Genomic DNA, 21,682 nt, shown 5'->3' with positions numbered 1-21,682 from the left:
TGGTGAACGCGGTGGAGAGGGAGACGAGCAGGCTCGCCGCGTTGCACGAGTACCGGCTGCTCGACACCCCGCCGCAGGAGGAGTTGCGCGCCGTCGTCCGGATCGCCGCCGCGGTGGCGGGCGTGCCCACCGCCACGCTCAACCTGATCGACGAGCACCGGCAGATCCAGCTCACCACGGTCGGCTTCCCGGGGCGGGACTGCGACCGGGACGACTCGATGTGCGCGGTCCGGCTCGCCGAGGGGCGGCCGGTGTGCCTGCCGGACGCGCGGCTCGACCCGGCGTACCGGAGAAATCCCTGGGTGACCGGCGAGTTCGGCATGATCCGGTTCTATGCGAACGCTCCTCTGATCACGCCGGAGGGGCACGTCCTCGGGACCCTGTGCGTCTTCGACAGCGAGCCGCGCGAGCTGGACCCGGTCGATCTGAACCGGCTGCGGGACCTCGCGCAGGTGATCGTCGCGTTCTTCGAGCGGCGCCGGCAGACGCGGGTGACCGCCGAGTTCGCGGCCGCGACCGAGGCGCGCAAGCAGTGGGCCGAGGCGCTGCTCGACGGCATCGACGTGGCGGTCATGGCGCTCGACAGCGACTTCAAGGTCACCATGTACAACCGGGCGGCCCGGGCGAACCACGATGCGGACATCGACCTCGAATCCGCGCCCGAGGAGATCGCCGAGCGGTTCCAGCTCTACGAGCCGGACGGCGTGACGCCGATCCCCTACGACGAGTTGCCGCTCATGGTGGTGATCGGCGGTCGCGGGCCGGTCACCGGCAAGCAGATGGTGATCCGGCGGCCGAGCCGGGGCGACGCCGTGGTGCGGGCGAACGCTCGTGCCCTGTACGACGCCGGCGGCGAGCGGATCACCGGTGGCGTGGTGGCGCTGCAGGACATCACGGCCGAGGTGACCCGCAAGCGGCTCATCGAGGAGGCCCGGGCCCGGCTCGCCGCGGCGAACGCCGAGCTGACCCGCTCGAACGCCGACCTCACCAACTTCGCGGCGGCGGTCAGCCACGACCTGGTCGCGCCGATCGCCGCGGTCGGCGGCTACCTGGAGCTGGTCGCCGACGAGATGGGCGGCGAGACCGCCGAGGTGAGCGGCGAGGCCGGGGAGGCGAGCGGCGAGGCGGAGGAGCATGTGCGGGCCGCCATGGCCGGGGTCGAGCGGATGCGGGAGGTCATCGAATCCCTGCTCAGCGCCGCCGCGGCCCGGCGGGGCCGGGGGTCAGATACGCCCTGAACCTGCCGATGGGTCAGGAGTGGACCTCGTCGTGCCGACCCGCGAGCGCGAGCATGCGCGGCTCGCCGCGTTGCACGAGTACCAGCTGCTCGACGCCCCGGCCGACGACGAGCTGGAGGCGGTCGTCCGGGTCGCGGCGGCCGTGGCCGGGGTGCCGACGGCCACCCTCAACCTGATCGACGAGCACCGGCAGTGCCAGCTCACCACGGTCGGCTTCGACGGCGGGGACTCGGCGCGGACCGACTCGATGTGCGCGATCCGGTTCGAGAAGGGCGAGTTCATGTACACGCCCGACGCGAGCCGGGATCCGATCTACCGGGACAACCCGTGGGTGACCGGCGTCTACGCCGGGGTGCGGCTCTACGGCTCGGCGCCGCTGGTCACCCCGGACGGGTACGCGCTCGGCTCGCTCTGCGTCTTCGACGACCGGCCGGGCACGCTCGACGACTTCCAGATCGCCCGGCTCAAGGACCTGGCCGGCGTCGTGCTTGCCCTCTTCGAGCGCCGCCGGCAGGCCCGGGTGAACCGCGAGCTGGCCCTGGTCGCGGAGGCCCGGCAGCGCTGGACCGACACGCTGCTGGAGACGATCGACGTGGCGGTGGTCGCGGCCGACCAGTCGGGCCGGCTCACCGTGTTCAACCGCGCCGCCCGCGAGTGGCACGGCCTCGACGCCGACCCCACCCTCGACCCGGCCGGCTTCTCCGGCCGCTACCGGCTCTACGCCACCGACGGCGTCACGCTGCTGCGGCCCGGTCAGATCCCGCTGCTGCGGGCGCTGCGCGAGGGCAGCGTCGAGAACGCCGAGATGATCATCAAGCGGGCCGGCGCCGACCCGGTGCACGTCACGGCGAGCGGCCGGGCGCTGGTCGCCGCGGACGGCACCCCGATGGGCGCCGTCGTCGCGATGACCGACGTGACCACCGACCGCCGCCAGCAGCGCGCCATCGAGGCCGCCCGCCGGGAGCTGGCCGTCGCGAACGAGGAGCTGCGCCGCTCGAACGCCGACCTCACCAACTTCGCCGGCGCGGTCAGCCACGACCTGGTGACGCCGCTCGCGACCGTCCGCGGCTACCTCGAACTGCTCGAGGACGAGGTGTCCGGGGACCAGGCCCGCTGGGTGGCCGCCTGCTGCCGGGCGGTGACCCGGATGCACGACCTGATCAGCTCGCTGCTCCAGTACGCCCAGGCCGGCAGTGCCCCGATCCACCGCGTCCCGGCCGACCTCGGCGACATCACCGGCCAGGTCCTCGCCGACCTGCGGGCGCCCATGGAGGCCGCCGCGGCCGAGGTGTCGGTGCCGGACCGGATGCCGACCGTCATGTGCGACCCGGTCCTGGCCCGCCAGCTGCTCCAGAACCTGATCGCCAACTCGATCAGGTACCGGCACCCGGCCCGCCCCTGCCGGGTGGCGGTCGAGGCGCGGCGGCTCCCGGCGTCCTGGGAGATCGCGGTGGCCGACAACGGCGTCGGCATCCCGCCGGAGCAGCGCCGCCGGGTCTTCGACATGTTCACCCGCCTCGACGGCGCCCCGGCCGGTGGGCACGGCATCGGGCTGTCGAGCTGCCTGCGCATCGTGGACCGGCACGGCGGCGCCATCCGGGTCGAGGAGAACCCGGGCGGCGGCACCCGGGTGATCTTCACGCTGCCGGACTGACCCGATCAGATCAGGTTCAGGCGCCGGTCCGCGACCGCCAGCCTGATGCGCTGGCCCCAGGAGAGCTCCAGGGCGTCCTGCTCCAGGCCGTCGGCGAAGGCGACCAGGCGCTCCGACTCACTCGTCAGCTCCAGCTCCTCGCGGCCGGTCAGGGTGCCGGCCGACAGCGACACCCCGGTCGCCGGGGACGGCCAGGCCTCGCGGACGTACCAGCACAGGGCCTCCTCGGCCGGCGCGGGCGGCGGGGGAGCGGCGGCCCGCTCCCGGGCGATCGAGGCGCACCAGCCGGTCGCCCCGGTGCCGGTGCCGGCGATCAGGCCGGACGACGACTGGCGTTCCCGGCGGCCCGCGCCGTCGGCGAGGACGTAGCGCGCCGACTGGTGGCCGGCGTGCCCGATGTAGATCTCGTTGAGGCCGTACAGCTCCTGGCCGTCGTCGAGCCGGGCCACCACCATGGTCCGCGGGCCGGCCGGTGGCAGGTCGCGGAGCAGGGCGCCGACCGCGGCCGCCCGGTGCCGGACCAGCACGCCGGCGTTGCGCCCCGGCTCCGGGTCGACGCCGATCACCGGCTGGCCGGAGAGGTACTTCGCCACGTTCGCGACCAGGCCGTCCTGGCCCACCGCGACCACCACGTCCTCCGGCGCGAAGAGGAACCGCGGCAGGTCGGCGCGCTCGACGTGGCCGCGCCGCCAGTCCGCCGGGATGGCCGCGCCGACGGCGGTCAGCGCGGCCTGCGCCGCCTCGTGCCGGGCCGTCACCTCGTCCAGGTCACGGCCGCGCTGCCGGAGGAAGAACGCCGCGGCGCCGCGGGTGCCGTGCCGGGCGAGCAGCTCGTCGAGCTCGCTGCGCCGCGACACCACCACGATCCGGGGAGGGAGGCTCATCCGAGCCGTCCGGCCAGCTTGCTGAGCAGGTCGGGGGTGACCGTCAGCTCGCCGATCGCCGGGATGTTGCCGGCCAGCTCCTTGAGGGCGAGCGCCTGGAGGACGGCCGGCGGCAGGTCACGGTACGCGGCCAGGCGCGCGGCCTCGGCCTCCGCCTCGGCCAGGCCGACGATCCTGGCGCCGGCGGCGCGGGCCTCGTCCCGTACCCTCGCCGCCTCGGCCTCGGAGACCGCGAGTCGCCGCACCCGCTCGGCCGCCGCCTCGCTCGCGACGTCCTCGCGGGCCGCCTCGGCCCGCGCCGCCACCAGCCGGGTCTCGGCGTCGAGCTCGGCCTCCCGGCGCGTGTTGGATCCGTGCTGCTCGACCAGCTCCTGCTCGCGGCGGGCCAGCTCGATCTTGCTCTGCAGCTCGTTCTCGGCGATCGACTGTTCCTGCTGCACGGCGTGCGCCCGGCGCGCGTACGTCGCCCTGTCCGCGTCCTGCTGCACCTGCTCGCGCGTCGCCGTCTGCAGCGCGCGCTCCAAGTCCGGCTCCGGGCGGATCGCCACGACCCGCGCGCTCACCACCGACACGCCCGTCTCGGTGAGCCGGGGATCGGCGGCGAGGGCGTTCGCCACCGACTCCCGGACCGGCGCGATGCCGGTGGTCAGCGCCTCGGTGAGCGGAAGCCGGGCGAGCAGGTCGAGGGCCGGCTGCTGGGCCAGCTCGGCGAGCAGCCCGGCGACCTGGTCGAGCGGCTGGCCGCGCCAGGTGCCCCGGTACGGGTCGATCGAGAAGTCCAGCCGGGCCGAGGCGGCGGCCGGGTCCGCCACCCGGTACGTCACCGTGGCCTGCACCGTCACGTCCGCGAAGTCCTCGGTCCGCGCGTGGAACAGCAGCGGCAGCTCGCGGTCGTCGACCGGCACCTCGGAGATCGCGGCGGTGAGCGGCCGGTACCAGAACGACAGCCCGGTGCCGGCCCGCTTCGTCGTGCCCTTCACCGTGTGACTGACCCAGGTCGTCGGCGCCGTACGCAGGTGCCGCAGGTTGAATCGCCGTGTCACGTCAGCCATGGTCGTGCCTTTCCCTTGTTTTCGTCACCATGACGATAATACGTGGCGGCTATTATCGTCAACATGACGATTGATAGGGCGGCCGTCACCGTCGATCTCGTGCTGCTGACCATCCGGCAGGGGTCGCTGCAGGTACTGCTCGTGCGGCGCGGCATCCCGCCGTACGAGGGCCGGTGGGCGCTGCCGGGCGGGTTCGTGCTGCCCGACGAGGATCTGGACGAGGCGGCCCGCCGGGAGCTGCGGGAGGAGACCGGGCTCGACCCGCAGGCCGGTCATCTCGAGCAGCTGGCCACCTACGGCACGCCCGGCCGTGATCCGCGCGGCCGGGTGGTGACGGTGGCCTACCTGGCGCTGCTGCCCGACCTGCCGTCACCGGTCGCCGGCAGCGACGCGTCGGCGGCCTCGTGGCGGCCCGCCGACCAGGCCGGGCTCGCCTTCGACCACGACCGGATCCTCGCCGACGGGGTGGAGCGGGCCCGGTCCAAACTGGAGTACACGCCGCTCGCGTCGGCGTTCTGCGCGCCCGAGTTCACCGTGGCCGACCTGCGGGCGGTCTACGAGACCGTCTGGCAGACGACCCTCGACCCGCGCAACTTCCACCGGAAGGTCACGTCGGCGGAGGGCTTCGTGGAGGCGACCGGGAACACCGTCAGCCGCGAGCGGGGCCGGCCGGCGCAGCTGTTCCGGCGGGGGCCGGCGACGCTGCTGCACCCGCCGCTGCTGAGACCGGCGCGCTGATCTCCTTCTTTGTGGTTCGCCGGCGGGCGGGATCGGTCAAGATCTGTGGGGGAGGGGGTGGACGGTGACGTCGGTCAGGGCTCCGGCTTCGATGGTCGCCGTCATGTAGGTGTGGTGCGGCTGGCGCCGTCGGTCGGTGGGGGAACCCGGATTGAGAAGACGCAGACCGGAAGCGGCCGTCGTGTCCCAGGGGATGTGGGAATGGCCGAAGACGAGGACGTCGGCGTCCGGGAAGCGGGCGGCGCAGCGGTTCTCGCGACCGGTCGCCGGGCCGGTCTCGTGGACGACGGCGAGCCGCACGCCGCCGAGGTCGGCGCGGGCCACCTCGGGCAGGCGGGCGCGCAGGGCCGGGCCGTCGTTGTTGCCGTAGCAGGCGATCAGGCGGGCGGCGCGGGCCTCGAAGGCGTCCAGCAGCGGCACGTCGACCCAGTCGCCCGCGTGCACGACCACGTCGGCGGCGTCGACCGCCGACCACAGTTCGGCCGGCAGGTCGCGCGCACGCTTCGGCAGGTGGGTGTCGGACATCAGGACGAGGCGCACCCCGTCAACGCTAGAACAGGGGAGTGCGGCCCTGGTACCCGGTCGCCAGCCGCACCCCGGCCCGCAGGGTCTTGCCGGTTCCGCGGAACCACATCAGGTAGCCCGTCGAGGACTGCACGGCCACGATGTCCGGGAAACCGTCCCGGTCGAAGTCGCCGATGCCGGTGATGTCGCGGAAACCGTTCGCCTTGCCGATCTTCACGCGGTTCTTGAAGCCGTTGCCCTTGCCCGGGTAGAGGTAGAGCGTGCCGGTCTTCCTCTCCTTCACCAGCAGATCGGGGTATCCGTCCCGGTTGTAGTCGCCGGCGCCGGTGAACTCGGTGCGATCGGCCCAGTTCCCGTACGCGATGGCCGTGCGCTTGCCGAACTTGGCGCCCTTCTTCCCCGGGTAGAGGTAGACGTCGCCGTTGCTCTTCTGGGTGGCCAGCAGGTCGGGGTATCCGTCCCGGTTGAAGTCGCCGATCGCGGTCAGCTCGCGCATGTGCGTGAACTTCGTCCAGATCTTCTTGCGGGCGCCCAGCTTGCCGCCCGACTTGCCCGGATAGAACCAGACGGCGCCGGCCTTGGTTCGCGCGACGACGTCCTCGAAACCGTCCCGGTTCAGGTCCATCCGCACGATCGCGTTCATGCCCGCGAAACCGCCGGAGATCTTCGTGCGGTTGGCCTCGGAGATGTAGGAGCCGTTGCCCGGGTAGGCGAAGAGATCGCCCTTCGTGCGGGCCAGGACGTCGGGCCAGCCGTTGCGGGTCCAGTCACCGAACTTCGCCGACGGGAGCGGGGCGAAGTCGAGGTAGTCGTTGTCGATGTTGATGGTGACGCCGCCCCACGTCTCCCTGTGGTCGCCGCGGTACTGCTTCATCCGGCGGCCCGGCGTCCAGTAGGAGGACGGGATCACCTTGTCGGCGGTGGTGACGACCTGGTCCCACCGGGCGAAGTCCATGTAGTCGGGTTTCACGTACCCGGCCTTGGTGTAGACCGCGACCTGATCCGCCACGCCGGAGCTCACGCTGCTGTAGAAGCCGGAGAAGTAGCCGTGGTCGTGCAGGCGCGCCGACCACCCCTTCATGAACGCGAGCACGCCGGCGCGGCAGGCCGCGTCGTTCGTGCGGTACGCCTCCATGTCGTAGATCAGCACGGATTCGCGCGCCAGGCCGATCGCCTTGGCCTGCGCCACCGCGTCGTCGGCGGTCGCGCGGCCCTGCTTCTCCGCGTTCCGGTTGTCGATCCGGTTCTTCTTCGTGGTGGTCGTGCAGGTGGCCTGCGGGCCCACGTAGAGCGGGATGAGCCGCCAGCCCCGGCCGATCTGCTCGCGCACCCACGACGCGGTGAGGTTCGGCTGGGCGCAGCCCCGGTTGTTGCCGCCGAAGTAGACGCCGACGGCCCGGTACGGCGACTTCAGCCACGCCTTCATCGCGTCCGAGGACGGCGCGGTGCAGGCGTCGAAGCCGTACCCCTTGAAGGTGCCCGGCTGCGGCGGCAGGGCCGCGGCCGCCGCGGCGTTGCCGTTCACCAGCGCGAGCGGGGCGACGCAGAGCGCGACGACCAGGGCGCCGAGAAGGCGCTTCCGGTACTTCAGGAGCATGCGAACCTCTTCACCGGGACAGATGAGCCCATAGAGGTAACCAGACGTACAGATGAGGCGCCACGGCCGTTCGGTCCCTGCCCGGCGGACCGAAAGGTCAAGAGCTAGCGTTCGGCGAGTGGATCATTTGACGTGGCGGCAACGCTGGGCTGCGCTGATCGCGCTCTCCCTGGGTGGCGTGGCGATCGGCCTGACCGAGTTCGTGGCGATGGGACTGCTGCCCGACATGGCACGCGCGCTGCTTCCCGGGGCGTGGAGCCGGTCGGCCGAGGACGCCGTCGCGCAGGCCGGCTGGGTCATCACGGCGTACGCTCTCGGGGTCGTCTGCGGCGCGCCCCTGATCGCCGCGCTCTCCGCGCGGATGCCGCGCAAGCGGCTGGTCCTCGGTCTTCTCGTGCTGTTCGCGGCCGGCACGTTCGCCAGCGCCATCGCCCCCACCTTCGAGCTGGTCCTGGTGGCCCGCTTCGTGGCGGCGCTGCCGCACGGCGCCTACTTCGGCGCGGCCGGCCTGCTCGCGGCGAGCCTCATGGGGCCGGGCAACGAGGCGCGCGGGTACTCGATGGTGCTGGGCGGCCTGACCATCTCCAACGTCGTGGGCGTCCCGCTGATCACGCATCTCGGGCAGTCGGCCGGCTGGCGGATCGCCTACGCCGTGATCGCCCTGGTCTTCGTGGCGACCCTGTTCGCGGTGGGCGCCACCGTCCCGGACGCGCCGGCGAAGGTGGACGGCTCGCCGGCGGCCGAGCTGCGCGCGCTCCGGAGGCCGCAGGTGTGGCTCGTGGCGGCGACGGCGGCGATCGGGTTCGCCGGGTTCTTCGCGGTGAACACCTACATCGCGCCGGTGACCACCGAGGTGACCGGCCTCTCCGAGAGGGCGGTGCCCTGGGTCCTCGCCGTCTTCGGCCTCGGCATGACGGCCGGCAACTTCCTCGGCGGCGCGTTCGCCGACCGCAACCTGCGGCTCGCCACGACGGCCGGTTTCGGCGGCGTGATCGTGTCGACGGTCTTCTTCGCGCTCACCGCGGCTACGCCGGCCGGCCTCTTCCTCGGGGCCTTCCTGACCGGCGCCACCTGCATCTTCCTGGGGCCGGCGCTGCAGGCGCGGCTCATCACGGTCGCTCCCGAGGCGCAGCTCATGGGCGCCGCGGTCAATCAGTCCGCGATGAATCTGGCGAACAGCCTGGGTGCCGCGCTGGGCGGTCTGGTGATCGCCCGGGGGTACGGATATCTCGCGCCGGCCTGGACCGGTGTGGCGCTGGCGACCGCCGGCCTGGGATTGGCGATGATCAGTTTCATGCTGGACAGAAGGTCCGAAACCGCTCGGGTGAGATAGGTTCCCCGCATGGCTTCTCGTATCGGTGAGCTCGTCCTCAGTTGCCGCGACCCCGAGCTGCTGGCGCGGTTCTGGTGCGACGTCCTCGACTTCGTGGTCGTCGGCCGCGAGGACGGCTGCGTCGAGATCGGCACGCCCGAGGGGTTCGGCGGCCCGCACCCGACGATCTTCTTCGCCAAGCGGGACGAGCCGGAGCCCGGCAAGTCGCGGCTGCACATCGACCTGAACCCGACCGACCGCGACCAGGACGCCGAGCTCGAGCGCCTGCTGGCCCTCGGCGCCCGCCCGGCCGACATCGGCCAGACCGGCGAGGAGCAGTGGCACGTCCTGCAGGATCCCGAGGGCAACGAGTTCTGCCTGCTGCGGGCCCGGATCAAGCCGCTGTAGGAAATTCGTGACAACCGTCCGCCACGCCGGTCCCGTCTGAGGGGTGACGAAACCGACGGAAGGACGTGGCCGATGCGCGCGAGCGCGGAGGAGGAGTACGTCGAGTACGTCGCGGCGCGGGTGCCCGCGCTGCGACGGCTGGCGTACGTCCTGACCGGTGACGGGCATCGCGCCGACGATCTCGTGCAGCAGACGATCACCACGCTGTACCTGAAGTGGCCGAAGGCCCGCGCCGCCGACAACCTCGACGCGTACGTGCGCACCATGCTGGTGCGCGGGTACGTCGACGAGAAACGCCTGGCCTGGTCGAAGGTCCGGTTGTTCCGGCAGATGCCGGAGCCGGCGCCGTTCGAGGACAGCGGCGCCGAGGACCGCGAGGTGCTGCGGAAGGCGTTGAAGCGGGTGCCCCGCCAGCAGCGGGCCGTGCTCGTGCTGCGGTTCTTCTACGACCTGCCGGTCGAGGAGGTCGCCGGGATCCTGGGCTGCTCCGCCGGAACCGTCAAGAGCCACACCTCCCGCGGGCTGGCCGCGCTGCGCCGCCTGCTCCCACCACGAATCGAGGTGCCGAGTTGACGGACCTGCTGCGTACGCTCGACGACGAGCCGGACACGCCCTGCCGCGTGGACATCAGCGCCGCGATCGCGGCGGCCCGGAAGAAGCGCCGCCTGCGCCGGGGCGTCGCCGGGACGAGCGCCGCCGTGGTCACCGTGGCCGCGTCGGCGGCCGGGTTCGCCCTGGCCCGGCCGGTGGCGGCGCCCACGCCCCCGGTGATCCCGGCGACCGCCGGCCCGTCCGGCCCCGCGCCGGCGCCCCCGGCGATCACCGCCTGCGAGCTGAGCCGCCTCCCGGTGCCGGACGGCGAGCCGATGGCGCTGGTGTCCGGCGCCGACCCGACCGGCGCCTGGATCGTCGGGCGCACCTACCCGGAGGCCGGCGGCTACCAGGCCGTCATCTGGCACGACGGCGAGGTGGCGAAGGTGGCGCTGCCCGGCGACCTCGAGGAGTCGCTGCGCGACGTCAACGGCCGGGGCACCGCGGTCGGCTGGAGCTACGCCGCGTACGGCCCGGTGCCCTACGCCTACCACGACGGCGAGGTGACCAGGCTGGCCGAGGCCGGCGAGGCGCTGGCGATCAACGAGAACGGCCGGATCGCCGGCGACGACGGCAGGGGCCGCGCGGTCGTCTGGGAGTCGGCCGGCGCCGCACCGGTCACCCTGCCGGTGCCGGCCGGCACCACCACCTCGCAGGCCCGCGACGTCGACCTCGACGGCACCGTGGCCGGCAGCCTCGACCTGGACACCCCGTACGTCTGGCGGCCCGACGGCACCCACGGCGCGCTGCCGATGCCGGAGATCGGCGGCACGCCGGCCGCGGTGGCGCAGGTGTTCCGGATCAGCAACGGCTGGGCCGTGGGGATGGCCTCCTCGAGCACGCTGAAGGACAAGGAGAAGAAGGAGGCGAGCGGGGCGCGGGAGCGGGTCTACGCGGCACGGTGGAACCTGCGCACCGGGACCGCCGAGATCACCGGCGAGCTGACGCACCCGGCCGACGCCGTGAACGCCTACGGCTGGCAGACCGGCACCGACGCCGACGGATACGCGGTGGTCGTGACCGGCGAGGACACGATCCGGCTGCCCGGCCTCGGCCGGCACGACCCGGGCGGCAACGCCACGATCGCGACCACGATCAGCGACGACGGCGGCATCGTGGCCGGCCAGTCCGACGACGAGTCCGGCACGATCCAGGCCGTCGTCTGGCAGTGCCGCTGAACCAGGTCCCCGGAACCGGGCCGGCGCTGATGATCGGCTGGACCGGATCGGCCACAATGTCCGCCATGACTGACGATGGATCCACCCGTCTGGAGACCCTCCGGAGCTGGTGGCGGCTGCCGGACGAGACCCGCAAAGAGGTGCGGTCGCTCGCCAAGTCCGGCCGCCGCCATCCGGACACCGAGGTCGCCTGGGTGGCGTGGCGGTGGGCCGAGGCCGTGCTGCCGGTCGGTGCGCCCGAGCCGGGCCGGTTCCGCAACCTGATGAGCGCCGCCGGCTTCTGGATCCAGATCGTCGCCGAGCTCGCCTCACACAGCGACCCGATCGACCCGCCGCAGCCGAGCTGGCTGGACCGCCGCCGCGCCCGCCGCATCCTGAGGCTGGGCCCACCGCTCTGACCGCGCGTTCACCGGATGGACATGTCCCGTTGGTCCGGTGGTATCTCGACGATCTTCGAGGCCGACCGTATGGTGGTCAGGCAGCTGAACGCACGGTAACGAGAGGTGATCCGATGCGTAGCTCGGTTCTCGAAGTGAGCACCAGCCCCGACGGGAGCGTGGTCATCCAGCCACGCGGCTCGGTCGGTCCGGACCGGGCCGTCGAGCTGCAGCAACTCCTCGTCCACACGGTCCGGCGGGTCCGCCCGCTCCGTCTCATCGTCGACCTCGCCGACGTCCTGGAACTCGACCCGATCAACCTCGGTTCGGTCGCTGCCGCGTGCGATCTCGGCGACGATCACCAGGTCGCCGTCTTCCTGGACAACCCCAACGGTTCGCTCGCCCGCCAGCTCACCGCCGCCGGCGTGCCGACCCAGCGGGTCCGGGTTCAGTGATCCGGCATTCCGCGTTCGCCTGCTGTTCACCCGGCGCGACCTAACATTCAGCCATGGCCGCGCCGATCATCACCACTCGCGCCGAAGCGGCGCGGGTTCTCGCCGCATCCCTGCTGGGCGACGGCACCGACCGGTGGCGCCACAGCGCCGGCGTGGCCGAGCGGGCCGGCGCCCTGGCCGTGCGTCTCGGCCTCGACGAGGATCTGCTGGTGGCGGCCGCCTGGCTGCACGACGTCGGCTACGCCGCCCCGCTGATCGAGACGGGGTTCCACCCGATCGACGGCGCCCGGCACCTGACCCGCGAGGGCTGGCCCGCCCGGGTGGCCGGTCTCGTGGCCCACCACTCGGGGGCGCGGTTCGTGGCCGAGGTCCGCGGTCTCGCGGCGGAGCTGTCCGAGTTCCCGGACGAGCGCTCGATCGTCGCCGACGTGCTGACCTACGCCGACCAGACCGTCGGGCCGCGCGGCGACCGGGTCGATCCCGAGGCGCGCTATGCGGAGATGCTCCTGCGCCACGGCCCGTGCTCGTTCAACGCCCTCGCCGACCCGGGCCGCCGCCCCCACCTGCGGGCGGTCGCCGCGCGGGTGGAGGCGCTGCTGGCCGCGACCTACAGCGAGCGCAGGAAGGTCGTCAGCGCCTCCCGGTAGGGGAGCAGCGTCCGCACGTCGAGGTATTCCTCCGGGCCGTGCTGGCCGTCGCCGCCCGGGCCGAAGATGACGGCGTCGATCCCCTCGGCCGAGTAGAACCGGCCGTCGGCGGCGCCGTGCTTGCGCAGCAGGTCCCCGTCGTACCCGGCGGCCTTCGCCGCCGCCCGCAGCAGGCGCACCGGCTCGCTCGCGGCGTCGGCGGAGTGGGGCGCGCCCAGCGCCTCGATCGTCACCGCGACCCGGGGACCGGTCACCGACGCGAGGTGGGCGGCGATCTCCTCGGGCGAGCGCCCGGCCAGGTCGGGGTCGGACGGCGGGAAGCGGATGTCGAGCAGCGCCGAGGCGTCGGCCGGCACGATGTTGGCGGCCGTGTTGGACGTCGAGATCCGGGCGACGTTGACGGTGGTGGTCCACGATTCCGCCATCGGCACCGGATATCGTGAAATAAGTCGATTTGTCGCTTCAAGCATCGTTAGCAGGGCGTTTGTCCCCAGCCATGGATAGGCTGCGTGCGACGGCCGCCCGGCAGCGTCGAGCCGGACCCGCAGAATCCCCTTCGACTCGGTGACGATCTCGAGGCCGCTCTGCTCGCCGATGACGACGAAATCCCCGCGCACGCCGGAAGCGACCTGATGGCCGGTCCCGTCGAACCCGCCCAGCTCCTCGTCGGTCACGAGCTGCAACCCGATGGGGAAGGGCAGCGACCCGCTCACCTCGCGGAACACCGTGGCGAGCACGACGGCCGCGGCCTTCATGTCGTGCGCGCCCCGCCCGTGCAGCCGATCGCCGTCGATCCGGGCCGTGAACTGCGCGTCGGCGCCCGGCACCACGTCGAGATGGGCGTTGAGGATCACCCGCGGGGTCCCCGGCCGGGAGGTCAGGAACGCGCTCGGCCTGCCCCGCGACTCGAACCGCCGGACCGCGAAACCCGGCCCGACCAGCGACAGCACGAAATCGAGAGCGCGCCGCAGCTCGTCGGGCCGGTCCGCGGTCGACCGGATCCCGATGAGCCGCACCACCGCGTCCAGCAACGAGTCCATCGGACGAAACTAACGCGGCTTCCGCTCACCGGCCTCGATGGCGACCGGCAGCCTGTTCCCGGCCGGCGGCAGCGGGCAGGTGGCGAACTCGGTGTAGGCGCACGGCAGGTTCGTGGCCCGGTTGAAGTCGAGCGTCACCGCGCCGCCGTCGTCCGGGGCGGCGATGAAGAGGCTGCGGTTCGCGGCGTAGGTGGTCAGTCCGGACGTCTCGTCGGTGAAGAGCGCGAAGAGCGACCCCGGCGCCGTGCCGTTGAAGACGATCAGCGAGAGCGGGACCCCGCTGATCTCGAAGGAGACCGTGCCGGGAGATTCGTACACATGCTCGATCCCCTCGGAAACCGACCCGACCGGAATGGGGGTGGGCTCGGGATAGGGAACGAAATCTCCGGGGATGACCCATTTCTCGTCGGCGGGGTACGCCGGCGTCCCCCGGTAGGCCGCGAGCACCGGGCTGGCGGGGTTCCGGGGCCGCACCACGTCGTGACCGCCGCGCCGGGCGATCTCGACGGCGATGTCACCCCAGTGGGCGGTGATGTCCGAGCGCTCCGGAATGGGGTCGAACCGGTGAACGCCGGTGACGGTGACGTCGCCGACCACGAGCGACTCGGCACCCAGGTCGACGGTCACGCCCTCGGTCCCGGTGCTCCACGCCCCGGGCGCGTGATCGAAACGGGACGGGGACGAATCGAGCCAGTGCAGCCCGGTGATGGCGAGGAACCCGTGCGGATCGGCCCGCCGCTTCTCGTGCGCGGCGTGCCACTCGTCCCACTGCTGCTGAAACAAGATCGTCATGCCTCAACCCTAGATTCCACTCTGCTACCGTGATCGTCAGGTCATGAGTGCCAGCACTGAGCCCCGGCTTGCTGGCCGGCAACCCTTGCGTTCGCGATGGGGTGCCCCGGGTGAGGACCGGGCCGTCGCCGATCCCGGCGCGGCAAGCGCGAGCCAGAGAGGCGCATCCATGTCCCTTGACATCGTCGGCGACGACCTGAAGGTCGAACTGCCCACCGGGGAATCCGTCCGTTTCGCCCATCTCGACTACGCCGCCTCCGCGCCGTGCGTGGCCGCCGCGGCCCAGGCGGTGGGCGAGCTTCTGCCGCGCTACGGCAGCGTGCATCGGGGCACCGGCGTACGCTCCTCCGCCTCGACGATCGCCTACGAGCTGGCCCGGGACGTGGTCGCCGAGTTCGTCGGGGCCGGTCCCGAGCACGAGGTGATCTTCACGAGGAACACCACCGACGCGCTCAACCTGCTGGCCCGGGCGCTGCCCGAGGGCACCGTCACGATCGTCTTCGACGGCGAGCACCACGCGAATCTGCTGCCCTGGCCGAACCAGCTGCGCCTGCCCGCCCCGGGCTCCCCGGCCGAGGCCCTGGAGTCTCTGGAGGAAGCCCTCGAACGTACGGGGAATCCGGCGCTCGTCACCGTCACGGGCGCCTCCAACGTCACCGGCGAGCTCTGGCCGATCACCGAGATCGCCGCCCTGGCCCACCGCTACGGGGCGAGGCTGGCCGTCGACGCGGCCCAGCTGGCCCCGCACCGGCCGGTCGGCCTGGCCGACGCCGACTACCTCGCCTTCTCCGGTCACAAGCTCTACGCCCCGTTCGGCGCCGGGGTGCTGGCCGGCCGGTCGGACTGGCTCGACGCGGCCGAGCCGTACCTCCGCGGCGGTGGCGCCAGCGCCGCCGTGGGCGACCACCCCGGTGACCTGGAGTGGGCGACCGGCCCGGCCCGGCACGAGGGCGGCACCCCCAACCTGCTCGGCGCCGTGGCGATCGCCGCCGTCTGCGCGGCCCTGATCACGGCGGACCGGGACGCCCTGCACGCCGAGGAGCAGCGGCTGCTGAAGCGGCTGCGCGACGGTCTGCCGGACACGGTCCGCGAGGTGAGCCTGTTCGGCCCGGACCACCCCCGCGTCGGCATCGTCTCGATCGCCGTGGACGACCCGGCCGGCACCGCCCAGCGGCTCGCCCGGGACCACGGCATCGGCGTGCGGGCCGGTCAGTTCTGCGCGCACCCGCTGGTCCGCCGGCTCACCGGCGACGCGACCGGATCCTGCGCCACGACGCCGGGCCTGCTCCGGATCAGTTTCGGGCTCGGCAGCACCGACGACGACATCGACCGGGTGCTGGCGGCGCTCCGAAGCTACTGATCCGCTACCGATCGGGCACTGTCCCGTCCAGGCCGCGCGCCGATCATTCTGGTGTGGCGACCTGGATGAAGTGGCTGCGCGACCGGCTTCCGACCGGTGGCGGGCTGCGCGACGAGGACTGGGCGGGCCGGCACCGGCTGCTGACGGTGCTGCTCGCCGTCGTCATGGTGGCGATGATCGTCTTCGGGGTGCTGCAGGGCGAGGAGCACATCCCCGCGCTGCTGCTCACCGTCGGTCTCGTGCTGCCGTGCCTGATCGCGGGCACGCTGCCGCGCTCGCGCCGGCTGCGGTCGGTCTTCGTGGCGCTCGGCTACACGGTGGCGTGCGCCGGTTTCGTCTCGCTGGCGCACGGTCTCACCGAGGCGCACTTCACGTTCTTCATCGCGGTGGCGGCGCTCGCGCTCTACCGGGACTGGGCGCCGTTCGGCGTGTTCCTGGTCGCCACGACGCTGCACCACGGCGCGTTCGGGACGCTGTTCAGCGACCACACGTACGACCACGACTCGGCCGTCGCGCACCCGCTCGTCTGGGCGCTGCTGCACGGCGTCGCGGTGCTGTTCGCGGCCGGCTTCCAGATCGTCTCCTGGCGGCTCACCGAGGTCGAGGAGGACCGGGCGCGGGAGAACCTGGACGAGAGCCAGGCGCAGCTCAGCGTCGCGTTCGACCAGACACCCGTACCCATGGCGATCTTCTCCCCGGACGGCCTGATCATGCGCACCAACGCCGCCTACCGGAAGTGGCTCGGCCTGCCGGACGAGCTGCCCGCCGGATTCCACCTGCGCGACGTGCCGCTGGCGCCGGTCGACGCGGGCGAGCCGCCGATGCTCGAGCTGATGGCGGCGAGCCGGGAGTCGCTCACCGTCACCCGCCGGTACCGCCGCCTCGACGACGGCCGGCTGATCTGGGTGGAGGTGCACGGCACCGGCCTCTACGACCGCAACGACCGGCTGCGGCTGATCTATGTGCACTGCTTCGACGTGACCGCGACCCGCGACCACGAGGCCGAGCTGCGCCACCAGGTGCGGCACGACTCGCTCACCGGGCTGCTCTCCCGGCAGGCCTTCGAGCACGACCTCGCCGTCCTGCTGGCCGGCAGCGCCGAGCCGGTCAGCGTCATCTACCTCGACGTCGACCGCTTCAAGTCGATCAACGACGGCTCCGGGCACACCACCGGCGACGACGTGCTGCGCGCCCTCGCGGCACGGCTTCAGCAGGTCGTCCCGGCGGGCGCGCTGATCGCCCGGCTCGGCGGCGACGAGTTCGTGGTCGCGCTGGCCGGTCCGGCCGGCACCGGCCTGCGCGTCGGCAACACGATCCTGGCGTCCCTCGCCGAGCCGCTCGCCGGTTTCCCGGTGGCGCTCAGCATCGGCGTCACCACGGCGTTCGGCGCGGCCGGCGCCGACGAGGTCGTCCTGGCCGCCGACACCGCCATGTACGCCGCGAAGCGCGGTGGCGGCAACCGGCTCCAGGTCTTCACCGACGACCTGGCCGTCCCGGTCCAGGAGCGGATCGCCGCCGAGACCCGCCTGCGCCGGGCGCTCACCGCCGACCCGCGGTACTCGTTCCCGCTCTGGTTCCAGCCGGTCGTCTCCACCGTGACCGGGGAGATCATCGGGGCCGAGGCGCTCGTCCGGATGCGCACCGAGCAGGGCGACATCCTGGCGCCCGGCCACTTCATCGGCGCCGCCGAGGAGACCGGCCTGATCGTGCCGCTCGGCGCGCACGTGCTGCGCTCGGCGATCGAGCATCTCCAGCACTGGTCGAACCGTCTCGGCTACGTGTCGGTGAACGTCAGCCCGCGCCAGCTCGCCGAGGCCGACTTCGTCCCGATGGTGGCCGCGCTGCTCGCCGAGCACCCGTGCCTCGACCCGTCCCGCCTCGTCCTGGAGGTCACCGAGACCGCCCTGATCTCCTCGACCGTCGACGTGAGCGAGCGCCTCGCCCTGCTCAAGCAGCTCGGCGTGCGCGTCGCGCTGGACGACTTCGGCACCGGGTACAGCTCGCTGACCTGGCTCGAGTCGCTGCCCGCCGACGTGGTGAAGCTGGACCGCTCGTTCGTGGCCGGCCTCGCCGACGACGCCCGCAAGGCGTCGATCATCTCGGCCGTGCTGTGGCTGGCCCAGTCGCTGGGTATGTCCACGATCGCCGAGGGCGTCGAGGAGCTCTCCGACTGGGAGGCGCTGCGCGCCGCCGGCTGCCCGGCCGTGCAGGGTTACCTGATCAGCAAGCCGCTGCCGGCCCCGGAGTTCGACAAGATGATCATGTCGGGGTTCACCTTCGGTGGAGTTCACCTGAACGAAACCACCGGGCGGGCCCTGGCCGGTTAGAGTCCGGCCATCCTCGACAACGTTGATCCATTCATCGGCACCGCGGCCACCGATCTGCCTCGCGCACACGGTCTCGCCGCCACGTGGTGGTGGCCCAAACCGCAGGTGGGTAACACCCACCCGGGCGCCACCTCGCCCTTCGGCATGGTCTCGGCCTGCGCGTACTCGGGGGCGTACCCGACCGGATACGGCCGGTACGCCAAGAACACCGAGGGCGTGCCGGAGGAGATGTTCGACCGGCTGCAGGCGAGCGGGTTCACCCACTTCCAGCAGTCCGGCACCGGGGCGATCAGAAAGTACTACAACTACGTCCGGGTCACCCCGATGGTGCAGCCGCTCGACGACCTCGGCCAGTCCTGGCCGCTCGAGGACGAGCGGGCCGAGGCCGGGTACTACGCCGCGAACCTCGGCACCGGTGTGCGGTGCGAGATCACCGTGGGGGAGAAGGTCGCGGTGCACCGCTACACCTTCCCCGACAACGACAGCGCCCGCGTCGTCGTCGATCTGTCCTGCGGCGGCCTCGCCATCGACCTCGGCCGGACCGTGCCGCTGCGCGCCCAGGCCGAGAGCATGGGGCACGGCCGGGCCCAGGGCACCGTCGTGATGGAGGGCGTCCCGCTCTCCGTGCACGTCGAGGTGGACAGCCCCGGCTGGCGGCAGATGCTCTGGTACGACCGGCGGCTCATCCCCGGCGGCACCCGGCTCGACTTCGACAGCATCCGGCACACCACGCTGCGCCCGTTCGGCATGCTCTTCATGGGACCGGCCCGGGCCGGGCAGACCATCGAGGTGCGCCTCGGCTTCTCGCTGCGCGGCACCGAGCAGGCCCGGGCCAACCTGGAACGCGAGTGCGCCGGCGGTTTCGAGGCGGTCCGGGCCCGGACCCGGGCCCGGTGGCGTGACCACCTGGGCCGGGTGCAGGTCGACGGCGGCACCCCGGCCCGCAGGACCGTCATGGCGACGGCGCTCTACCACTCGCTGATCAAGCCGTGCATCGCCGACGACGAGAGCCCGATGTGGCCCAACAGCGGCCCGTACGCGTTCGACATCTGCACCATGTGGGACATCTACAAGACCCAGCTGCCGCTGCTCTCGGCGATCGCCCCGGACCGGGCCGGCGACCTGCTGGAGTCGCTCATCCGGGTCTGCGAGGAGGAGGGCAACTTCCCGATCGGGTACCGGATGGCCCGCGGCGCCGACCGGTTCTTCCGGCAGGCGAGCGCCCTCGCGCACACCGCGCTCGCGGACGTGCACGCGCTGCGGCGGCCCGGCATCGACTGGTCCTGGGCGCTCGTGCACATGGTCGACGACCTGCGCCGGCTCTACGGCGAGGACTTCTGGGAGCACGGCGTCGTGCACCCGATCACCCACACGCTCGACCTGGCGTACGCCCACCACTGCACCGCCAAGGTGGCCCGGGCGCTCGGCGACCACCGCCTCGCCGACGACCTGGAGCGGCGCAGCCGGGACTGGATCAACGCCTTCGACCCGGCCACCGGGCTGCTGCGCGACTCGGAGTTCTACGAGGGCGGCAAGTGGAACTACTCGTTCCGGCTGCTGCACGACATGGCCGCGCGGATCGAGCTGGCCGGCGGGGACCGGGGCTTCATCGACAAGCTGGACCGGTTCTTCGGCTACGGCGCCGACCCGGTCACCCAGCCGGGGCGCTGCCCGTCACCGGTCGAGATGGCGGCCGGCTACGCGCTGAACCGGTTCGAGGGCCTCAACAACGAGCCGGATATGGAGGCGCCCTGGGCGTACCACTACGCCGGCCGCCCGGACCGCACCGCCGAGGTCGTGCACGCGGCGCTGACCTGGCAGTTCGGGACCGGGCCCGGCGGCCTGCCGGGCAACGACGACTCCGGCGGCCTGAGCTCCTGGTACGTCTGGGCGTCGCTCGGCCTGTTCCCGGTCGCCGGCCAGGACCTGTTCCTGGTCAACGCCCCGGCGTTCGGCCACGCGAAGCTCCAGGTCGAGGGCGGCGAGTTCGTCATCGAGACCAGCGGGCACCACGAGACGCCGATCGGCGTCGACGGCATCGACCGTGACCCGCCCCCGCAGTACGTGCAGTCCGCCACCCTCAACGGCCGGCCGCTGCACACCACGCATCTGACCGCGGCCGCCGTCCATCACGGCGGGCGGCTGCATCTGCGGCTCGGTCCCGAACCCTCCACCTGGGGTCAGGGGTCGCGGCCGCCTTCCCTCTCGCACCCCCACCCTCATCCGAAGGAAGCACCATGAGTCGACCGACCCGCCGCCTGGTCATCGCGGTCCGCGCCGACCCGGTCATCTGCGGACACTCCGGCGAGGCCCGCAACCTCGCCGAGGTGGCTCTGACCCGTGGTTTCGACGACGTCCGGTTGCTCACCTGGCCGATCCCGACGCTTCAGGCGGCCGGGCTGCCGCTCAAGCCGCTCGACCGGCTCCTCCCGTACAGCCCCGGCATCACCGTGGAGCGACCGGAATCGGTCGGCGACTACCGGGTCCCGGACGGCCGGCACATCGCCGGGCTGACCGGGCGCCTGGTCGAGCTGCTCAGCGAGCCGGTGCCGACCGTCTGCCTCTCCATGTACCTGGTCCCGCACACCCAGGTGATCAACGACGCGGTCGCCGCGGCCCGGGCCGCCGGGTTCGACCCGGACGTGCACACCATCGCGAAGGCGGTCGGATCCGACGTCACCAACGTGATCCGCAACTGCCTGCGGGAGGGCCGGTTCGGCGCGGCCACCGTGCTGCTCACCCAGTTCCTCGCCAGCGACGAGGTGGTAGCGGTCTCCGAGTACACCCGCGACGAGATCGTCGCCTCGGCGGAGGAGGTGGACGCGCACTGCGGCACGACGTTCGCGGCGCAGTGCCGGGAGCGGGTCACGGTGAGCTACCCGCCGATCGACTCGTCCGCCTTCGTGGGATCGGAACACGGCGACGTCGATGCCGCCCTCGCCCGGCGCGGCCTCGAGCGCGGGAAGTACATCCTGTTCCTGTCCCGCGTCGCCCGCGCCAAGGGCATCTACGACCTCGTGATCGCTTTCGGCCAGATGCGCGCCCGCGAGGACGTCACGCTGGTGGTCGCGGGCACCGGCCCGGCCCTCGAGCACGTGCAGGCCATGGCGAAGGAGGACGACCGGATCGTCTTCCTCACCGACGTCGACGACGACGAGAAACCGCTGCTCATGGCGGGTTGTGCGGCCTACGCGCTGCCCACCAAGCCGGAGCCGGACTTCGTCGAGACCTTCGGCATCGCGCTCGCCGAGAAGGCCCTGGCCGGCGGCGGCCCGATCGTCACGACGCTGACCGGGGGCACCGGCGAGGCCGTCGGCGACACCGCGATCATCGTGGAGGCCGGGGACATCGGCGCCCTCGCGGACGCGCTCGACCGGGTCGTCCTGGAGATGTCCCCGGCCGAGAAGCGTGATCTCGAGCAGCGGGCCCGGGCCCACGCGCTGCAGTTCGACCGGGCCGCCGTCTTCGACGATCTCTTCAACACCAAACCCGCCTGATGCGTACGAG

20 protein-coding genes and 1 riboswitch are annotated in these 21,682 nt (G+C 72.5%); of the genes, 14 read left to right on the top strand and 6 right to left on the bottom strand.

The features are described 5' to 3' along the window. The first annotated feature begins 2 nt into the window (after window positions 1-2). Window positions 3-1,238, top strand: coding sequence for a GAF domain-containing protein (locus AB0G10_RS40850; protein ID WP_360935104.1), 1,236 nt, complete (start codon window positions 3-5; stop codon window positions 1,236-1,238). A 19-nt stretch (window positions 1,239-1,257) separates the two neighbouring features. After that, entirely contained in the window at window positions 1,258-2,892 is a 1,635-nt protein-coding gene (locus tag AB0G10_RS40845; protein ID WP_360935101.1) for an ATP-binding protein, read from the top strand. A 5-nt stretch (window positions 2,893-2,897) separates the two neighbouring features. Here the strand turns inward: AB0G10_RS40845 and AB0G10_RS40840 are convergent, their stop codons facing one another. Continuing rightward, entirely contained in the window at window positions 2,898-3,776 is an 879-nt protein-coding gene (locus AB0G10_RS40840; protein ID WP_360935098.1) for a hypothetical protein, read from the bottom strand. Continuing rightward, window positions 3,773-4,828 carry an SPFH domain-containing protein gene (locus AB0G10_RS40835; protein WP_360935095.1) on the bottom strand — a complete coding sequence of 352 codons (1,056 nt, stop codon included), beginning with the start codon at window positions 4,826-4,828 and terminating at the stop codon, window positions 3,773-3,775. Before AB0G10_RS40835 ends, AB0G10_RS40840 begins: the two co-directional genes overlap by 4 nt. Before the next feature lie 63 nt (window positions 4,829-4,891). Between AB0G10_RS40835 and AB0G10_RS40830 the strand changes: the two genes are divergently transcribed. Next, window positions 4,892-5,566, top strand: coding sequence for an NUDIX domain-containing protein (locus AB0G10_RS40830; protein WP_360935092.1), 675 nt, complete (start codon window positions 4,892-4,894; stop codon window positions 5,564-5,566). 36 nt (window positions 5,567-5,602) lie between these two features. Here the strand turns inward: AB0G10_RS40830 and AB0G10_RS40825 are convergent, their stop codons facing one another. Beyond that, a complete protein-coding gene (locus AB0G10_RS40825) occupies window positions 5,603-6,106 on the bottom strand; it encodes a metallophosphoesterase (protein WP_360935089.1) in 504 nt (167 codons plus the stop codon). A 10-nt stretch (window positions 6,107-6,116) separates the two neighbouring features. After that, a complete protein-coding gene (locus AB0G10_RS40820) occupies window positions 6,117-7,688 on the bottom strand; it encodes a glycoside hydrolase domain-containing protein (RefSeq protein WP_360935086.1) in 1,572 nt (523 codons plus the stop codon). 118 nt (window positions 7,689-7,806) lie between these two features. Here AB0G10_RS40820 and AB0G10_RS40815 point away from each other — a divergent pair, with 118 nt between their 5' ends. The 7 genes from AB0G10_RS40815 to AB0G10_RS40785 all read left to right on the top strand — a co-directional run bounded on the left by AB0G10_RS40815 (window position 7,807) and on the right by AB0G10_RS40785 (window position 12,656). Further along, entirely contained in the window at window positions 7,807-9,021 is a 1,215-nt protein-coding gene (locus tag AB0G10_RS40815; protein ID WP_360935083.1) for an MFS transporter, read from the top strand. Between the two features lie 9 nt (window positions 9,022-9,030). Then, window positions 9,031-9,408 (top strand): VOC family protein, encoded by a 378-nt coding sequence (locus AB0G10_RS40810; protein WP_360935080.1) that lies wholly within the window; start codon window positions 9,031-9,033, stop codon window positions 9,406-9,408. 72 nt (window positions 9,409-9,480) lie between these two features. Then, window positions 9,481-9,981: a SigE family RNA polymerase sigma factor gene (locus tag AB0G10_RS40805; protein WP_360935077.1), complete on the top strand. Its 501-nt coding sequence runs from the start codon at window positions 9,481-9,483 to the stop codon at window positions 9,979-9,981. Further along, window positions 9,978-11,177, top strand: a complete 1,200-nt coding sequence (locus AB0G10_RS40800; RefSeq protein ID WP_360935074.1) for a hypothetical protein — start codon at window positions 9,978-9,980, stop codon at window positions 11,175-11,177. The genes AB0G10_RS40805 and AB0G10_RS40800 overlap by 4 nt, the downstream gene beginning before the upstream one ends. 65 nt (window positions 11,178-11,242) lie before the next feature. Next, complete coding sequence (locus tag AB0G10_RS40795; protein WP_360935072.1) at window positions 11,243-11,575, top strand: hypothetical protein; 333 nt, start codon at window positions 11,243-11,245, stop codon at window positions 11,573-11,575. Window positions 11,576-11,688: 113 nt separating this feature from the next. After that, complete coding sequence (locus AB0G10_RS40790) at window positions 11,689-12,009, top strand: hypothetical protein (RefSeq protein WP_360935069.1); 321 nt, start codon at window positions 11,689-11,691, stop codon at window positions 12,007-12,009. 53 nt (window positions 12,010-12,062) lie between these two features. Further along, on the top strand, window positions 12,063-12,656 hold the full coding sequence (locus AB0G10_RS40785) for an HD domain-containing protein (protein ID WP_360935066.1): 594 nt from the start codon (window positions 12,063-12,065) through the stop codon (window positions 12,654-12,656). Here AB0G10_RS40785 and AB0G10_RS40780 read toward each other — a convergent pair. Then, window positions 12,617-13,696, bottom strand: coding sequence for a M20/M25/M40 family metallo-hydrolase (locus AB0G10_RS40780; protein ID WP_360935063.1), 1,080 nt, complete (start codon window positions 13,694-13,696; stop codon window positions 12,617-12,619). The genes AB0G10_RS40785 and AB0G10_RS40780 overlap by 40 nt on opposite strands. A gap of 9 nt (window positions 13,697-13,705) precedes the next feature. Beyond that, window positions 13,706-14,488, bottom strand: coding sequence for a DUF1684 domain-containing protein (locus AB0G10_RS40775; protein ID WP_360935060.1), 783 nt, complete (start codon window positions 14,486-14,488; stop codon window positions 13,706-13,708). A gap of 39 nt (window positions 14,489-14,527) precedes the next feature. Then, window positions 14,528-14,643: riboswitch (SAM riboswitch) on the top strand. A 14-nt stretch (window positions 14,644-14,657) separates the two neighbouring features. Between AB0G10_RS40775 and AB0G10_RS40770 the strand changes: the two genes are divergently transcribed. From AB0G10_RS40770 to AB0G10_RS40755, 4 genes are read left to right on the top strand one after another with little or no spacing between them, the layout of a single operon-like run. After that, window positions 14,658-15,848, top strand: coding sequence for an aminotransferase class V-fold PLP-dependent enzyme (locus tag AB0G10_RS40770; RefSeq protein WP_360935057.1), 1,191 nt, complete (start codon window positions 14,658-14,660; stop codon window positions 15,846-15,848). A 53-nt stretch (window positions 15,849-15,901) separates the two neighbouring features. Next, complete coding sequence (locus AB0G10_RS40765) at window positions 15,902-18,175, top strand: EAL domain-containing protein (RefSeq protein ID WP_360935054.1); 2,274 nt, start codon at window positions 15,902-15,904, stop codon at window positions 18,173-18,175. Window positions 18,176-18,184: 9 nt separating this feature from the next. Beyond that, window positions 18,185-20,416 (top strand): glycoside hydrolase domain-containing protein, encoded by a 2,232-nt coding sequence (locus AB0G10_RS40760; protein ID WP_360935209.1) that lies wholly within the window; start codon window positions 18,185-18,187, stop codon window positions 20,414-20,416. Continuing rightward, window positions 20,413-21,672: a glycosyltransferase gene (locus AB0G10_RS40755; RefSeq protein ID WP_360935051.1), complete on the top strand. Its 1,260-nt coding sequence runs from the start codon at window positions 20,413-20,415 to the stop codon at window positions 21,670-21,672. The genes AB0G10_RS40760 and AB0G10_RS40755 overlap by 4 nt, the downstream gene beginning before the upstream one ends. Window positions 21,673-21,682 lie beyond the last annotated feature (10 nt).

Origin of the sequence: Actinoplanes sp. NPDC023714, assembly GCF_040639855.1 — a bacterium.
GTDB lineage: Bacteria > Actinomycetota > Actinomycetes > Mycobacteriales > Micromonosporaceae > Actinoplanes.
This window is presented reverse-complemented; position numbering and strand designations above follow the sequence as displayed.

Excerpts from the sequence above, each read along its gene's own strand:
- AB0G10_RS40835 (WP_360935095.1), bottom strand. The coding sequence starts at position 4,828 with ATGGCTGACGTGACACGGCGATTCAACCTGCGGCACCTGCGTACGGCG.
- AB0G10_RS40840 (WP_360935098.1), bottom strand. The coding sequence starts at position 3,776 with ATGAGCCTCCCTCCCCGGATCGTGGTGGTGTCGCGGCGCAGCGAGCTC.
- AB0G10_RS40780 (WP_360935063.1), bottom strand. The coding sequence starts at position 13,696 with ATGGACTCGTTGCTGGACGCGGTGGTGCGGCTCATCGGGATCCGGTCG.
- AB0G10_RS40805 (WP_360935077.1), top strand. The coding sequence starts at position 9,481 with ATGCGCGCGAGCGCGGAGGAGGAGTACGTCGAGTACGTCGCGGCGCGG.
- AB0G10_RS40785 (WP_360935066.1), top strand. The coding sequence starts at position 12,063 with ATGGCCGCGCCGATCATCACCACTCGCGCCGAAGCGGCGCGGGTTCTC.
- AB0G10_RS40820 (WP_360935086.1), bottom strand. The coding sequence starts at position 7,688 with ATGCTCCTGAAGTACCGGAAGCGCCTTCTCGGCGCCCTGGTCGTCGCG.
- AB0G10_RS40795 (WP_360935072.1), top strand. The coding sequence starts at position 11,243 with ATGACTGACGATGGATCCACCCGTCTGGAGACCCTCCGGAGCTGGTGG.
- AB0G10_RS40810 (WP_360935080.1), top strand. The coding sequence starts at position 9,031 with ATGGCTTCTCGTATCGGTGAGCTCGTCCTCAGTTGCCGCGACCCCGAG.
- AB0G10_RS40790 (WP_360935069.1), top strand. The coding sequence starts at position 11,689 with ATGCGTAGCTCGGTTCTCGAAGTGAGCACCAGCCCCGACGGGAGCGTG.
- AB0G10_RS40770 (WP_360935057.1), top strand. The coding sequence starts at position 14,658 with ATGTCCCTTGACATCGTCGGCGACGACCTGAAGGTCGAACTGCCCACC.
- AB0G10_RS40755 (WP_360935051.1), top strand. The coding sequence starts at position 20,413 with ATGAGTCGACCGACCCGCCGCCTGGTCATCGCGGTCCGCGCCGACCCG.
- AB0G10_RS40775 (WP_360935060.1), bottom strand. The coding sequence starts at position 14,488 with ATGACGATCTTGTTTCAGCAGCAGTGGGACGAGTGGCACGCCGCGCAC.
- AB0G10_RS40830 (WP_360935092.1), top strand. The coding sequence starts at position 4,892 with ATGACGATTGATAGGGCGGCCGTCACCGTCGATCTCGTGCTGCTGACC.